A 15,042-nucleotide genomic window follows, 5' to 3' on the forward strand; every position below is an offset into this window, starting at 1 on the left:
AGCAAATAATTGCTCCTAATTTTTTGTTAAGCTGCTTTACGTCTCCATAATACATATGCAGAAGCAATACATAATACACCCATACCTACTTCTGTTGCTGGACTATGAGAAGATGCTCCTGTTTTTGGTAGACTGTTACCGTTTCCGATTTTTTTATTCTTAACCGGTTCGTTATCTACAACTACTTTTAGATTTTCATCTTTTGTTTCTTGTTGTACTTGTTTTTGTTCTTTCGGTTCTTCAGTAACTTCTTTTTCTACTACATTATTTTCTGGTTCAACGACCTTTTCTGGCTCTTCAATCGGTTTTGGCTTAATTACATCACCAGCGTCTACATTAGACCAATCATAAATAGATTTTCCCATTTCCTTAAATTGAAGTAATGCTAAAAGAGCCTGTTCTGTAGCCATTCCGTTACCATTTTGATCACTTGGTAACCATTTAAATTCACCATTTGAAAGTTGATATGATAATAGGTTTTGCATTGCCTTATGAAGACGATTTTGATCTACATCTTTAACAAGCGATAATCCAATAATTGCTTGCGCAGTACTATTTGAATTTTCTTGTCCATCAGCTGAAAAACCGCCATTTTGCAGTTGTTCGTTATATAAATACGCAACAGCTTTTTGTATAGCTGGTTTCACATCTGATCGCTCTTGATAAGGAGCTAATGCTGATAAAACCATACCTGTTACATCAACGCTACTAGCACTATCTTTACTACCTGAACTATTATAAGTCCATCCACCGTCTGTATGCTGATTATTTAACAGTGCTTCCACTAGAGCAACTCTGTTCCATTTTGATTCAACTGGAATCTCATACTTCTTCGTATCAAATGCAAGTAAAGCAAATGCATAACCTGTAACAGAATTCACTTTATCTGACTCATACAATTTTTGAACTAAATTATGTCCACCTACATTTTTAGGGTCTGCACTCATTGCATTCATCATAATAATTGTTCTAGCTAAATCTGTCGCTGAAAAACGGTTAATACGCTTTTCTACTTTTTCAGTTACTGACTTAACATAATTTAATTTTGCCTCAATTGGCACATTCTTTCCAGAACGAGAAAGCGCTACAGCTACCCAGTCACTTTCAATTCCATCTTGTAACATCTTATCTGATGTTTTAGAAATGGCTTCGTTTAATTGTGCACTTGGAACTTGAATGTTCTCTTGCTGTGGTTGTTCTGGTTTTTTACCATCTTGGTCACCTTGATTTTTCCCATCTAGCGTTTTATCGTCTTGGTCACCTTGGTTTTTCCCATCTAGCGTTTTATCGTCTTGGTCACCTTGGTTTTTCCCATCTAGCGTTTTATCGTCTTGGTCACCTTGGTTTTTCCCATCTAGCGTTTTACCATCTTGATCACCTTGGTTTTTCTCATCTGGCGTTTTACCGTCTTGGTCACCTTGGTTTTTCTCATCTGGCGTTTTACCGTCTTGACCTTTTGATTTTGGTTCTTCTGTTTTGCCACCGTTAGGTTCTTCTGTTTTACACGTCCCGAACTTATCTAACGTTTCTTTCAATGTTTCCTGGCTTATATTGCTCCAGTCTGAAACAAAGCGAAAGACAACAACATCTCCAGATTTTAATTTATAACTATCTGCTCCGACTTCTGCAGACTTATCATTTACATCATACAGCCAAGCACTTGTAGCCCCGGCCATTAAACCATCGATGCCTTTTACATATGTTCCAAACGACATCGTTTCAGATTCTACCTTGTCCCCCATGACCTTTTGCAGCAAACTTAAAGCTGTTTCCCCATCTTTAATTTGCTCTTCTTTCGGACATAACATAATGCCTTTTTGTGATTCCCCAATAATTGCAAGTTTTGCTGTATTTTCTTCAGCAAACGTAATATGTACTGTATTCGCAAAAGAAACAAATACAAGTGTCACTGCCATTAACGACGTAAGCAGCCACTTTTTCAACATTGCCATCCCAAAATTTCCTCCCTTACTACCATTTACACAAAAAAAGGCCCTTCAAGGGCGTGCGATTGACACTCTCTTTTTGTAAGTGTCGAACAAAAATGTACAACACCTCCTACCCGCATTATTCGCGGCTATATTTGTATAGGAAAAATAATTTTGTTTATGAACGTATCATTGTGATAACATTCACTTTTCTTGGCACAACTTACTTCCATTTAAGTTATCGTAAAACGATAAACCTATACATTCTGTAAATTTTAAATTTCTGTATTATTTTACTATTGACAAAGAATTTTGTCCATGCTTTATCGGATTTATTTTCTAAGAATAATAACTTATTAACTCTTAACTATGTAAACTCTTTTCACTAATAATGACGCCATCTTCATCCGCATAGACATATTCATTTGGATTCCAATCCACTTGTCCAAAGTGCAATGAAATATTTCGTTCTCCTTTTCCTTCTTTCACACTTCTATTTGGCATCGTTCCTAACGCTAAAATACCAATATTAATATTCTTTAGTTCACTAGAATCACGAACATACCCATTCACAATAATTCCTGCTAGCTTTCTTTCTTCCGCAATAGCTGCCAAATTATCACCAAGTAACGCACAATTAGTAGACGCTCCGCCATCAACAACTAATACTGTTCCTTCTGGTAATGTTTGCAATCCTTCCTTCACTAGTACATTATCATCTTTCACTTTTACAGTTGCAATTTTCCCGTGGAATTGTTCTTTCTTCCCAAAAGACCGAAAAGACTGGCGACATATTTGTAATTCCTTTTCAAACTCATCACATAGATCTGTAGTTTTCCACATCTTGTTCCCTCTTTTCCTTTTTCTTTCTACATAACATATTCTTGGCTTATTATCGTTTCCCTGTCTAATATTGCAATAATTTGTATGTACGGGAAAAGGATACAAAAACTATTGCCTTAAGAAGCTACCTTTATTATAATCTATTTCACGGATTGAATTCAGAATATTAAAATTAATAAAGTGAAGAAGGAGGAATTTTATGCAAATACAAACTGAGGCAAAAAAACAACCTAGTAAACAAAAGTTTAAAATGCCTGATGCGTACGTACTACTATTTTTTATTGCCTTACTTTGCGCTATTGCTACGTATTTCGTTCCTGCTGGAGAATTTAAAAGAGTTACAAACGGGACCGTTACAACGACAATACCAGGTAGCTATCATTCTGTTCCGCAATCACCTGTAGGATTTGTTTCTTTTTTTACCGCTATTGAAAAAGGAATGACACTTGCTGCTCCGATCATCTTTTTAATTTTATTTACAGGCGGTGCCATTGCCATTCTTGAAAAAACAGGTGCTCTTGACGGTTTAATCTATCATGTTATAAACAAATTTCGTAATCAGCAATTACTTTTCATTTGTATCGTTGCCGCACTTTTTTCTATTCTCGGAACGACTGGCATTATCGTTAATTCAGTTATCGGTTTTATCCCCATCGGTATCATCGTTGCACGCACATTAAAATGGGACGCTATCGTCGGTGTAGCAATTATTTATTTAGGCACTTATGCTGGTTTTAACGCTACTATTTTATCCCCCTCACCTTTAGGCATTTCACAAAAGATCGCAGAACTTCCGATGTTTTCGGGAATTGGTTTACGCACAGCTATCTATATATCTTTTTTACTTGCCACTATCCTTTATATTAATTGGTATGTAAAGCGCTTGAAAAAATTGAATAAAGGAAGCATTCTTGGCGACAACTGGTTTCCAAGTAACGCTCTTTCAAGCGAAAAGGAAGCAGAGAAAAAAGAAGTTCCTTGGACGATACGTCATAAATTAATTTTACTCGTTTCAGCTTTATCATTAATTGCATTTTTAATAGGCGCTTTTCGTCTACATTGGACGGACGCAGAAATGACCGCTACTTTTATTTTCATAGCAATTACAGCCGGAATAATAGGTGGCATGAAAGCAAACGATATCGCTTCTACTTTTCTAAATGGCTGCCAAAACCTTATCTATGGTGCTTTAATTGTCGGAATGGCTCGCTGTATTTCAGTCATTTTAGAACAAGGCAAATTACTTGATACTATCGTTAACCAGCTCGCACAGTCTCTTGAAGGACAAAGCCCTGTATTTGGTGTTATCGGTATGTACGTAAGTAGTGCCGCATTACATTTCCTTATTTCATCCGGAACAGGAGAATCGGTTATTTTTATTCCGATATTAGCTCCATTAGCTGATTTCATGCACATTACACGCCAAGTTACAGTACAGGCTGTTATGCTCGGCGAGGGTGTAGTAAACTGCCTTAATCCAACTTCCGGTGTTTTAATGGGCGTTCTCGCAGCGAGCGGCATTTCTTATGGAAAATGGATTCGTTTCATGGCTCCACTTGCACTCATTTGGTTTATCATTGGACTTGTTTTTCTTATTGTTGGGGTGAATATTGAGTGGGGACCTTACTAAATACTTAACTAGATAAATAAGTACTATCGTTCCATATAAATATCTATTCTATTTCCCTCACTAGTCCTATAAAAATCATTTATTCTAGTAAAAATATAAGAAGGGATTGATCATAATGATCAATCCCTTTTATCAAAATATAATACCTTTAAAGATCTTAGTTCCAGATTTTATTTACCCATTCAGGATGATCAATAAAAGGATTGCGGTTATGTTGATATTTTGTAAAAATCACTTCATTACGCTTTCGCTCTAAATCATCGACCGGGTCTTGTTCATTCCATTTTAATAAAACAGATACAGTCTAAGACAGAAATAATAAAAATCAAGATGATAGCTCGACTTTTCCCTTTTCCATAACTGTCTTTATTTTTGTGTAAAACCTTTTTTTCTCTGAATAATACGTACAAAAATAGATTGGATACCATGTAGGCACCAATCTATTTTAATTAAAGAAACTGTGTCAATTCTGAGTTCACAATACGTTGTGCAGTAATGATAACACTGTCAGCTGTTAGTCCATAAACACTATATAGTCCACCAGGTTGATTAGGAACAATTTGAACTTCATATTCAAATGCTTGTCCAAAAGCAGGATGAACTAAACTTAGAGTTACAAAAGTAGAAGCATTAGAATTCACATTGAAGTTTACCTGTTCAATTAATACTAATGAACCGTCAAGTCTAAAAACTCTAGCTACTCCAGTAAGTGGGCCCGCAGTACGGTTAAGGATTTTCACCCTAACTCTATTTGCATTAGCAGGTTGATTTCCTACGTTTTCAATTGGTCCTGTAGTAAGAGCCATATAACATCACCTCCATTATATTATTATGATATTCAACGATAAACATTAATGTTATAGTCTAATTACCCAATCTACTTAAAATAAAAAGAAGCTCCAAATTCTATTATATTTAGGTCATAGATATTAAACTTAATAAAATCAAAGGCAGGAGCATATTTGATATGTTCCTGCCTTTTTATTGTGGGATACCGATAAATAGCCCTCTAGCTAAGATTTTAAAGTGCTACAAAATCAAAAATTTTATCTCACCACAGTTTTCTACGAGAATCCAGTGAACAGCTTATTTACATAATTTTTGTTCTCGGAAGTTGATTTTGTAGCGCCCTTTCTCGTAATTCACTATGTTTTCCAAAGAAAATAGTGAAAAACAGGGCGATGAATACATTTACAAAATGACAAAACTGTAAGAATACACGAATGTTTGTAAGAAAGTTCGATGTTTTCTTTTTCCTTTTTTTATTATAGTGAAAAAGAAGAACAAAATATTCTCTTATGTAGGAAAGGAAGATAATAATGATTGATCTATTAAATAAATGGATGTTAGAAAGTACAGCCAATTTTAATATCGTTGTAGGACTTACAGCACTTCTATTTTTGGGTTCAGTAATTGCACTTATTATTATTTACAAAAAAATTGGTAAATCGGTTGAAAGAACAAATACTATTTATTTAAAAATTACTTCTCGTATGTTTACTACTCAAATTCTAATGAATGCTATATTTATTTCTTTAGTTGGTAAAGATATTGAGAATTTCCGTCAAATCTTTATATTATTTGAAGCTTTTGTATTCTTTATTGGAGCTATTTATTCGTTTAAATTATATAGACAGGAGTACAAATAGTTGATCCCCATCTAATTTCTTTGCTTCCGCTGAATTTTGAGGTGAGGGTCTTACTTCCCGGCGAATAGCGGGATAAAACTAGAACTTCTTTTCCTATGTATCATTATTTCGTTACTTCACCAAACTGCGCTCTCGTCACTTTCGCCAAGTCCTCTACTTTAAGCTCAATTTGTATACCAATTTTCCCGCCACTCACTATCATCGTTTCAAGTGATTGGGCACTTTCATCAATACATGTAGAAAATAGCTTTTTCATTCCAACTGGTGAACAACCGCCGCGAATGTATCCTGACACTTTCGTAATATCTTTAACAGGAATCATTTCAATTTTCTTTTCACTTACTGCTTTTGCGGCAGCTTTTAAATTTAGTTCCTCATCTACCGGAATGATAAACACATGATAATTTTTACTATTCCCTTGAGCAATTAACGTTTTATATACTTCTCTCACTTCTCGTCCAATTTTCTCAGCTACTGATACGCCATCAATTTTTCCATCGTCTGGATCATATGACATCATCGAATATTCAATTTTTTCTTTATCTAATATTCGCATCGCATTTGTTTTATCTTTTTTCATAACGTTCTCCTTAAAAGGTTATTTCATATTATTAAGTTTTATTATACACCCTTTTCCATTTCTCCTACATAACTTCACGTATATTTCAAAACTAAAAATATTGATAATTCAAAAATCATCTGATATAATTTGGAAAAACTTATGTTAAGGAGAGATTTGTCATGCGAAATGTTAATACTTCTTTCCAACTTCATCATCATACGTAACGCCGTGTATCCGAAGAAAAATTTTTCTTCGTGGGTACAGGGCTTTTCCTGTTGACCCACGAAGCGTTCATAAAGCTATGTGGGTATTTTTATACCTGCATAGCTTTTTTTAATTTAAAAAAGGAGTGATTATGATGGAAATGAGAAATGTAAAAGGAACGAAAGACTATTTACCAGAGGAGCAAGTGCTGCGAAATAAAATTAAAAGAGCTTGTGAAGATACGTTTGGACGATACGGATGCAAACCTTTAGAAACGCCGACGTTAAATATGTATGAGCTTATGTCTTACAAGTACGGCGGTGGTGATGAAATATTAAAAGAAATATATACACTTCAAGATCAAGGAAAACGTGATATTGCCTTACGATACGATTTAACTATTCCATTCGCAAAAGTTGTGGCAATGAACCCGAACCTCCGCCTCCCTTTTAAACGTTATGAAATTGGGAAAGTATTTCGAGATGGGCCAATTAAACAAGGAAGATTTCGTGAATTTATACAATGCGACGTTGATATTGTCGGTGTAGAATCAGTCATGGCTGAAGCGGAACTCATGAGCATGGCGTTTGAGCTGTTCCGAACATTAAACTTAGAGATATCGATCCAATATAATAACCGAAAATTGTTAAATGGTATTCTTCAGGCCATTAACATCCCTACTGAATTAACAAATGACGTCATTTTATCATTAGACAAAATCGAAAAGATTGGGATTGATGGTGTACGAAAAGATGTATTAGAGCGCGGAATTTCTGAAGAAATGGCTGATACAATATGTAATACTGTATTATCTTGTCTAAAGCTTACAATTGTTGACTTTAAAGAAGCTTTCAATAACCAACTCGTTGCCGATGGCGTAAACGAATTGCAACAATTACAGCAATATTTAATCGCTCTCGGAATAAATGAAAATACGATATTCAATCCGTTTTTAGCAAGAGGACTGACAATGTACACAGGTACTGTATATGAAATCTTCCTAAAAGATGGCTCAATTACATCTAGCATAGGTAGCGGCGGCCGTTACGATAACATTATCGGAGCATTCCGTGGTGATAGTATGAACTATCCAACAGTCGGTATTTCATTCGGTTTAGACGTTATTTATGCAGCACTATCGCAGAAAGAAACAATCTCATCTACAGCGGATCTATTTATCATCCCGCTCGGGACAGAATTACAATGCTTACAAATTGCCCAGCAATTACGTTCTACCACTTCCTTAAAAATCGAACTCGAACTAGCAGGACGCAAATTAAAACGTGCCCTTAATTATGCCAATAAAGAGAATATCCCTTATGTGCTTATTATTGGTGAAGAAGAACTTAGTACAAACACTGTTGTGCTGCGGAATATGAAGGAAGGTAGTGAGATGAAGGTTCCGCTTACTTCTTTGAAAAATAATACATTGAATAAATATTTTACTACGCCTACTACGTTATGACTGTGAAGTATTCTCAAAATGTAAATCAGGTAAACAAAAAAGGGCTGTCCGCGCATGACAGCCCTTTTCCCTTAATGAACAACACCTTCATAAGTGAAATTATATTAACGATTTTCCGAATATATCTATCATAATTTACACTATATCAACGATACATAGATTTTTCATTTGATAGATAACCGGGCAATTAGTTTACATAAAATAATTATACTCAATTTAATCTTACAAAACTTTAACATCCAATTACCTATTTTAATAATATATGGTTTTCTAATTTCACTACCAATTTAAGAAAAATTCATATCCTTCTCTACTATACCACTTTCATCTATTAACTTTTATTTTGTGCATTCCTACTCTCCAAAACTTTCTCCATATTATGAGTTGCCCATTCCATCATTAATAGAATCATTGGACGAAGTGATTCACCAAGCTCGGTTAACGAATATTCTACTTTAGGTGGCACTTCACGGTATACTTCACGATGTATGATGCCATCTGCTTCAAGTTCTCTAAGCTGCAGTGTTAACATTCTTTGTGTGATATTAGGTTTTAATCTTTTTAATTCATTAAACCTCTTTTTCCCATCTAATAAATGATACAAAATAACACCTTTCCATTTTCCACCAATCACCTCAACCATAGCTTCAACTGGACAAGAATATTTATTTAAAAATGGGTAATTTATATTATTTTCATTTGAACAATCCATAATAAATCCCTTCCCTTAACATTAGTATCTTTTTTGATACTATACCACATAAATGTGCGTACTTGTATCTATGTTACTTTAAAAATATAATTTACTTACAAAATAAATTAAAGAAAAGAGGAACTTTTATGACAAATACAAACGAAATTACAAAAGAGAAAATTATGGAGGCTTTTCATTTCAGACATGCATGTAAAGAGTTCGATCCTATGCACAAAATTTCAGAAGAGGATTTTAAATTCATTTTAGAAACAGGCAGATTATCTCCTTCTTCTTTTGGATATGAACCTTGGAAATTTATTGTCGTACAAAATAAAGAATTAAGAGAAAAACTACAACCGTATTCATGGGGCGCTGGTGGGCAACTTGCAACAGCAAGCCATTTCGTCATTGTTCTTTCAAGAAACATTAAAGATATGCATTATGATGCAGAGTATATTAAATATATGATGAACGATATTATTGGATTGCCTGAAGACACTCAAAAAATTAGATATGAATTCTTCAAAAAGTTCCAGGAAACAGATTTTAACTTATTACAATCCGATCGTACTGTATTTGATTGGGCATCTAAACAAACTTATATTGCTTTAGGTAATATGATGACGAGCGCAGCTCAAATCGGTATTGATTCTTGTCCGATAGAAGGATTCGATAAAGAGAAAGTAGACTCTTTACTTCGTCAAGAAGGCATTATACAGGGCGATAACTTTGAAGTATCTGTTATGGTTGCCTTTGGTTACCGTAAAGAAGATCCAAAACGTGATAAAACAAGACAGACTATAGATACAATTGTTGAATGGATTAAGTAATGTAGCACACACAAATAATGCTCCTAATAGCTGGATACTTATACTAAAGAACTATTAGTCGTTTTTCTTATGTATGAATTTGGTTTTTCATGGAAAGATATATTAGTATGTATGCAGTTTGAGCACTCTATTTTTTAGAGTCGAACAGGAGGAGAATGAATATGTCTGATATTGAAGTTGGCGAAGTGTTTACTCTTAGTGATGAGAATAACGAAGAGCAAGAAGTAGAAGTACTTGGAGCGATGGATGTCGAAGGCGCAGAATATATTGCAGTTGCCTTTGTTGAAGATATCCAAACAGAAACTGAGGAAGACATTGATATTTTCTTTTTAAAAGTAGAAGAAGATAATGAGTTTTCATACATTGAAAATGATGAAGAGTTTGATAAAGTATCTGCTGCGTTTGAAAAGATTTTGGATGAGCAAGAGCAAGAATAGTATGAATGAAAAACACGAGGGCGGATGCATATCCGCCCTCTTTTTATTACTCATCCAGAGACTCACGCAGTAATTGCAGTACATCTTTCATCGCAAAAGGTCCATCTTTTTTAACATGCTCCGCAAATTCTGAAACGAGACGTAATGTTCTCACACTTTCGATTGGATGTTCTCCTGATGCACTTTCAGCTGAAAGCATAACTGCATTCGTCCCGTCCAGTACAGCTTGAAACACATCAGTCACCTCAGCCCTTGTTGGAATAGAATGATCTACCATAGATTGAAGCATTTGTGTTGCTGTAATGACATATGTATTCGTTCGATTACATTCCTGAATCATCATTTTCTGTAAAAGCGGAATGCATTGATACGGTAACTCTACTCCTAAATCGCCCCTTGCAATCATAATTCCATCTGCTTCTTTACATATATCCTGAAAATTCTCGATTGCTTCCATCGTTTCTATTTTTGCAATTATATTAGGTGACGTTTCTTTATACTGTTGTATAAAATCTCGTATTTCTTTTATATGACTAGGTTTTCTTACGAAAGAACATGCGATAAAATCAACATTCTCCTCTAAAAGAAACTGAATATCTTTTTTATCTTTCTCTGTAATAGCTGGTAAACGAACAGCCGCACCTGGTAAATTAACTCCTTTATGAGATGAGATATTGCCACCTGTTTTTACCTTCGTTTCTATTTTGTCCGTACTTATCTTTTCAACAATTAATTCAACTTCTCCATCATTAATTAAAATTCTACTGCCTACTTTCACATCATTCGGTATTCCTTCATAATCAACACTCGCTTCTGTATTACTCCCTGTAACTGGTTGTGTATGTAAAATAAAAGAATCTCCTGCCTGAAGTGTAATTTGCTCTCCCTTCACTTCACCTAATCTTATTTTAGGTCCTTGTACATCACCCAAAAATTTAATAGAGTCATCTAATGATTTCACTAAACGAATGATGTCTTTATGACTTTCATGCGTGCCATGCGATAAATTCAGTCGAATAATTTTCATACCATTCTTTATTAACTGTGCTAATGTTTCTTTATTATTACTTGCGGGTCCAATTGTACAAATTCGATCGATTGTCATTTTTGTCACCATCCTTTTTTTAATAAGTTTCCCATATGAACTTAAAAATAACAGAGATTCTGACATGAATAGATTTAAATTTACATGAATTTCATAAAATTAAACCTGTATCCCTTGCTGGCTAAGCATTAGAAGATATATTCGCTTTTTTGCAAATGAAGACATGTTGAATCGAAAGTAAAAGAAAAGTTAAGTATGGGATAAACCATTGAGAGTTTCGAAATTTTCATATATTGTATGAATTGAGTTCGAACTCAAAAATTTAAAAAGGTGGGAAAATTAGTGAATATGAAAAAATCTTTATCGGTGACAACTTTAGGGTTAGCGGTTTTAGGTTTTGGTTTTACTAATAACGCAAGTGCTTCAGAGATCGATACTGTAGACAAGCAGCCCGTTTTAGTTGACTTTGATACAATTCAATCAACAAAAACATCTAGTGTTCCTAGTTTGACTATTGCAGCTGCACCTAAGAATGACTCTAACATTAGCGTATATACTCCCTTTTTTGGTAACCCATATGCAGTTGCTAAATCGACATCAACTACGACCGAAGACTATGTTTATGCAAAAGCAAGAACTTTCAATGGCGATAGCTCATTAGTAAATACGAAAAGTAATAGTGCAAAAAAATCATCCTTTGTAAGTGCTACAGCGACCAACACAAGCATTTATTATGGAGATGATTACGCTATCGGTAATCATACCTATAAATTAAGTGGTTATAATGATGTGAATCACGAAACAAAAGCTTTCTGGTAAGAAAGAGAAAAAAGATATGCATCTTGCATATCTTTTTTCTCTAATATTTTACATATATTGAGGTGCTATTTATGAAACAAATATATATTATTAGCGGTGTTTTACTTATTTCATTACTTACAATTTATATTTTGTTCAATACTTCAATCATACAACCTCATCCACCTTCCATAGAAAATAAACGCGAGCAACAAACCAATACTATTTCTTACGGATTGAAGGATAATCAAGGCCAACATATTAACAATGGCAGTACAATTACTAGTGAGGATAATAAAATTAATGTAACATTATCATTCGTACATACTATTAATGAAAACCGAAAATATGGATTAATTGTTCTAGAAGATTACGAACAAAAACCTTTTAAAATAGAAGATACTACTAATGAAATATCACACTATTTTTTTGATATGAAACCAAACAGTTCAATGACTACGAAAATCTCTTTACACACTTCTCCTAATGCAAGTGCATTAACCTTTTTAATAATAAAAAAACCTGAATACAAATTAAAAGATAATAACTTAAATAAAGCAGCTATTTTAGAAGATATTCTAAGTATGCGATATTCAATGCATCCTCTTCAGAAAGAAAACGAAAAAATAAAACTCCCCCTTATAGATCCAGATGCTATTTTAAAAGATGGTCTTTACGAACCAGTATTTGTTACGAACCGTGAAGAGAACTTACAAACTGTCTTCTTTGAAAAGGAAGGCAAGCAATTAATTTTATCAAACGGTAATGAAACAAATGATGAAATGACTTACGCAATCGTGGCTTTTAAAGATTGGAAACAAGTTGAAATATTTAGCAATAGAAAAGTCGTTTATACTAAGGTTGCACCTGAAACAAGACAAATCTTTAATTTCACATTGCCTTCAGTGGATCAAGAAAGTAATTTTCAACTCGTCGCTTTTCCATTTCCTTATAAAGTTAGCGAAGAAGATTATGTCAGTCAACAAGCATTCAGTTCCTTTCGCATCGTAATTGAAAATGAAAATAAATAAGTTATACTGTGCACATTACAACAACCTAAAAAAGGCCTACTCACACGAGTAGGCTTTTGAAACTATGAAAGTTTCGTCAATAACTGATTTAAATCTTTTTTCGTTTTCGTCGTTAATGATTTCATTTTATTAACATCAATCTTTTCCTTCTCCGCCCCTACAATTAACGGATACATACTTTGACCGATTGTTTTAGAATCCGTCGGATGTGATGCTTCTAGCTCTTTTTCAATCACATCCCACTTTTCGTTAATTTGTTTGCCAAGCTTATTCACTGTTTCCAATTTCGGATTAGCAGCTAACTGCTTGTCCAAGCTATCAATTAATGCTACAACTTCTTTAACATTCGTTTTCACAGCAACACTTTTCTTCGGATCTTTCGTTGCCTTTCCGTTATTGTTTGTGCTTGTACTTGTGCTTTGATCTGCTGTTTTCCCGCTAGTCGTTTGATCATTCGTTTTTCCTGTCGTTTCTTTTTCTTTTGTTTTTACATTTTCGTTTTGAGTTGACGTTTTGCCGTTACTTTCTGTTCCTGATGATTCTTTCGTATTTTTTGCATCCTTATCTGTTTTTTCATTTGAAGAAGTATTTGTTTCTTTTTCAGTATCTTTCGTTGTTTTTGAAGCTTCATCTGCACTTGTCGTTTTTGCTTCTCCATCCTTTTGCGCAGTTACTTGCTCTTTCTTTTCCGTTTCTTTATCTGCTGAAGGACTACAAGCTGCCATAGTAAGCATTGTACCAATTGTAATCGATGCGATAGCGACCTTTTTCATTTTCATATAAATCCCCCTATGTTTTACATAATTTATCCTCCCCTTTACGATTCGATTCCCCCTTAAAAAATCCCTTTTCATACGAATTATCATCTTTCCGACAGTAATCTTCATAATAATACGTACAAAAACTGATAAACTCATTTTAATATTCGAGTTTCTTCTACTTCATTTTTCTGCTCACAAGTAAAAGAAAAAGAGTATATTGTCACATTAAGAATTACTATCTTCATATGACAATATACTCTTCTATCAAATTTTTATCTTTCTTGACATTTTATTTATACAAAAAAATAAAATTTTCTTTCGTTTTTTGTTTCTCAACATTTGTTAACATAATATTTTTATGAATAACCACCATTCGAGTGAATGACTTGCCCAGTAACCCATTTCGCTTCTTCACTTACTAAAAAAGAAATTAAGCGCGCAGCATCCACCGGTTCTCCTACTTTACCTTGCGGGAATTTCCATACTAAATGATGCTTCAGCTCCTCTGTAATCCATCCTGTATTCGTCGGTCCTGGATCTACAGCATTCACTGTAATCCCCTTCTCCATTGCAACTGGTGCTACTGACTTTGTAAATGCTTCAATTGCCCCTTTCGTTGCTGCATATGCTAGTTCATCTGGCATTGGGCCTACTGACTGTCCTGAAGTAAGATTAATAATACTCCCGCCCGTTTTAAGTGAATAATGTTTTATAAACATTGAACTTAATAGCATAGTAGCCCGAACATTAACTGTATAATGTTTATCCAACTGCTCTACATCTAATTCCTCAATCCTCGTATGATTAGAATACACTGCATTATTAACTAGAATAGATGGATCACCTAACCGTTCTGATACCATATAAAACAAACGATTTGGCGAATAAGACTGCGATAAATTGATTTCTGCCATTTCACATCGAACATCGTAACTTTCAATTTCCTTTTTCAGCAAAAAGGGTTCTTGATCACTCATTCCCCATGGCATCGCTTTATCATACTTTGGCCAGTACGTGAAAAAAATGTCTATCCCCTTTTGAGCAAGCACCTTGCATACAGCTGCACCAATTCCATTCAGACGAGTTGCCCCTGTTACAATTGCTATTTTCTTCACCTTTTTCTCCTCCATCTATACACAGATCCCCTGCATGAATACAGAGGATC

General features: G+C 34.4%; 15 protein-coding genes and 1 pseudogene. 7 read left to right on the forward strand and 9 right to left on the reverse strand.

Annotated features, from left to right (window positions below):
• Positions 1–26: 26 nt before the first annotated feature.
• Together ACXKY9_RS15915 and rraA are read right to left on the reverse strand one after the other, a co-directional pair.
• Positions 27–1,952, reverse strand: coding sequence for a DUF4430 domain-containing protein (locus tag ACXKY9_RS15915; protein WP_033700225.1), 1,926 nt, complete (start codon positions 1,950–1,952; stop codon positions 27–29).
• Between the two features lie 339 nt (positions 1,953–2,291).
• Positions 2,292–2,771: a ribonuclease E activity regulator RraA gene (rraA, locus tag ACXKY9_RS15920; protein WP_000266038.1), complete on the reverse strand. Its 480-nt coding sequence runs from the start codon at positions 2,769–2,771 to the stop codon at positions 2,292–2,294.
• Between the two features lie 199 nt (positions 2,772–2,970).
• On the opposite strand from rraA, the gene ACXKY9_RS15925 reads away from it, so the two are divergent.
• Positions 2,971–4,401: a YfcC family protein gene (locus tag ACXKY9_RS15925; RefSeq protein ID WP_001166970.1), complete on the forward strand. Its 1,431-nt coding sequence runs from the start codon at positions 2,971–2,973 to the stop codon at positions 4,399–4,401.
• Between the two features lie 157 nt (positions 4,402–4,558).
• On the opposite strand, the pseudogene ACXKY9_RS15930 reads toward ACXKY9_RS15925, so the two are convergent.
• Together ACXKY9_RS15930 and ACXKY9_RS15935 are read right to left on the reverse strand one after the other, a co-directional pair.
• Positions 4,559–4,699, reverse strand: a pseudogene (locus tag ACXKY9_RS15930) (endonuclease); the annotation flags it as partial.
• A gap of 151 nt (positions 4,700–4,850) precedes the next feature.
• On the reverse strand, positions 4,851–5,207 hold the full coding sequence (locus ACXKY9_RS15935; protein ID WP_001229426.1) for a hypothetical protein: 357 nt from the start codon (positions 5,205–5,207) through the stop codon (positions 4,851–4,853).
• Positions 5,208–5,720: 513 nt separating this feature from the next.
• Between ACXKY9_RS15935 and ACXKY9_RS15940 the strand changes: the two genes are divergently transcribed.
• Positions 5,721–6,050 carry a hypothetical protein gene (locus ACXKY9_RS15940; RefSeq protein WP_000566273.1) on the forward strand — a complete coding sequence of 110 codons (330 nt, stop codon included), beginning with the start codon at positions 5,721–5,723 and terminating at the stop codon, positions 6,048–6,050.
• 103 nt (positions 6,051–6,153) lie between these two features.
• Here ACXKY9_RS15940 and ybaK read toward each other — a convergent pair whose 3' ends face one another.
• Complete coding sequence (ybaK, locus tag ACXKY9_RS15945; RefSeq protein WP_000710861.1) at positions 6,154–6,630, reverse strand: Cys-tRNA(Pro) deacylase; 477 nt, start codon at positions 6,628–6,630, stop codon at positions 6,154–6,156.
• A 337-nt stretch (positions 6,631–6,967) separates the two neighbouring features.
• On the opposite strand from ybaK, the gene ACXKY9_RS15950 reads away from it, so the two are divergent.
• Positions 6,968–8,281 carry a histidine--tRNA ligase gene (locus ACXKY9_RS15950; protein WP_100240250.1) on the forward strand — a complete coding sequence of 438 codons (1,314 nt, stop codon included), beginning with the start codon at positions 6,968–6,970 and terminating at the stop codon, positions 8,279–8,281.
• 331 nt (positions 8,282–8,612) lie between these two features.
• Here ACXKY9_RS15950 and ACXKY9_RS15955 read toward each other — a convergent pair whose 3' ends face one another.
• Complete coding sequence (locus ACXKY9_RS15955) at positions 8,613–8,993, reverse strand: winged helix-turn-helix transcriptional regulator (RefSeq protein ID WP_000340650.1); 381 nt, start codon at positions 8,991–8,993, stop codon at positions 8,613–8,615.
• Positions 8,994–9,121: 128 nt separating this feature from the next.
• Between ACXKY9_RS15955 and ACXKY9_RS15960 the strand changes: the two genes are divergently transcribed.
• Positions 9,122–9,805 (forward strand): NAD(P)H-dependent oxidoreductase, encoded by a 684-nt coding sequence (locus tag ACXKY9_RS15960; protein ID WP_000185717.1) that lies wholly within the window; start codon positions 9,122–9,124, stop codon positions 9,803–9,805.
• A 155-nt stretch (positions 9,806–9,960) separates the two neighbouring features.
• Positions 9,961–10,242 carry a DUF1292 domain-containing protein gene (locus tag ACXKY9_RS15965; protein WP_002005464.1) on the forward strand — a complete coding sequence of 94 codons (282 nt, stop codon included), beginning with the start codon at positions 9,961–9,963 and terminating at the stop codon, positions 10,240–10,242.
• Between the two features lie 46 nt (positions 10,243–10,288).
• Here the strand turns inward: ACXKY9_RS15965 and ACXKY9_RS15970 are convergent, their stop codons facing one another.
• Positions 10,289–11,347 (reverse strand): pyruvate kinase, encoded by a 1,059-nt coding sequence (locus tag ACXKY9_RS15970; protein WP_000151069.1) that lies wholly within the window; start codon positions 11,345–11,347, stop codon positions 10,289–10,291.
• 282 nt (positions 11,348–11,629) lie between these two features.
• On the opposite strand from ACXKY9_RS15970, the gene ACXKY9_RS15975 reads away from it, so the two are divergent.
• Positions 11,630–12,106: a hypothetical protein gene (locus ACXKY9_RS15975; protein ID WP_001056347.1), complete on the forward strand. Its 477-nt coding sequence runs from the start codon at positions 11,630–11,632 to the stop codon at positions 12,104–12,106.
• A gap of 71 nt (positions 12,107–12,177) precedes the next feature.
• Complete coding sequence (locus ACXKY9_RS15980) at positions 12,178–13,116, forward strand: hypothetical protein (protein ID WP_000810170.1); 939 nt, start codon at positions 12,178–12,180, stop codon at positions 13,114–13,116.
• A 62-nt stretch (positions 13,117–13,178) separates the two neighbouring features.
• On the opposite strand, the gene ACXKY9_RS15985 is transcribed toward ACXKY9_RS15980, so the two are convergent.
• A complete protein-coding gene (locus ACXKY9_RS15985; protein ID WP_000782538.1) occupies positions 13,179–13,895 on the reverse strand; it encodes a hypothetical protein in 717 nt (238 codons plus the stop codon).
• A 338-nt stretch (positions 13,896–14,233) separates the two neighbouring features.
• Positions 14,234–14,992, reverse strand: coding sequence for an SDR family oxidoreductase (locus ACXKY9_RS15990; protein ID WP_002101122.1), 759 nt, complete (start codon positions 14,990–14,992; stop codon positions 14,234–14,236).
• Positions 14,993–15,042: the final 50 nt, after the last annotated feature.

The organism is Bacillus sp. 2175, assembly GCF_057812155.1.

Coding starts and splice junctions, on each gene's coding strand:
- ACXKY9_RS15915 (WP_033700225.1), bottom strand. CDS start 1,952: ATGGCAATGTTGAAAAAGTGGCTGCTTACGTCGTTAATGGCAGTGACA.
- rraA (WP_000266038.1), bottom strand. CDS start 2,771: ATGTGGAAAACTACAGATCTATGTGATGAGTTTGAAAAGGAATTACAA.
- ACXKY9_RS15925 (WP_001166970.1), top strand. CDS start 2,971: ATGCAAATACAAACTGAGGCAAAAAAACAACCTAGTAAACAAAAGTTT.
- ACXKY9_RS15935 (WP_001229426.1), bottom strand. CDS start 5,207: ATGGCTCTTACTACAGGACCAATTGAAAACGTAGGAAATCAACCTGCT.
- ACXKY9_RS15940 (WP_000566273.1), top strand. CDS start 5,721: ATGATTGATCTATTAAATAAATGGATGTTAGAAAGTACAGCCAATTTT.
- ybaK (WP_000710861.1), bottom strand. CDS start 6,630: ATGAAAAAAGATAAAACAAATGCGATGCGAATATTAGATAAAGAAAAA.
- ACXKY9_RS15950 (WP_100240250.1), top strand. CDS start 6,968: ATGATGGAAATGAGAAATGTAAAAGGAACGAAAGACTATTTACCAGAG.
- ACXKY9_RS15955 (WP_000340650.1), bottom strand. CDS start 8,993: ATGGATTGTTCAAATGAAAATAATATAAATTACCCATTTTTAAATAAA.
- ACXKY9_RS15960 (WP_000185717.1), top strand. CDS start 9,122: ATGACAAATACAAACGAAATTACAAAAGAGAAAATTATGGAGGCTTTT.
- ACXKY9_RS15965 (WP_002005464.1), top strand. CDS start 9,961: ATGAATATGTCTGATATTGAAGTTGGCGAAGTGTTTACTCTTAGTGAT.
- ACXKY9_RS15970 (WP_000151069.1), bottom strand. CDS start 11,347: ATGACAATCGATCGAATTTGTACAATTGGACCCGCAAGTAATAATAAA.
- ACXKY9_RS15980 (WP_000810170.1), top strand. CDS start 12,178: ATGAAACAAATATATATTATTAGCGGTGTTTTACTTATTTCATTACTT.
- ACXKY9_RS15985 (WP_000782538.1), bottom strand. CDS start 13,895: ATGAAAATGAAAAAGGTCGCTATCGCATCGATTACAATTGGTACAATG.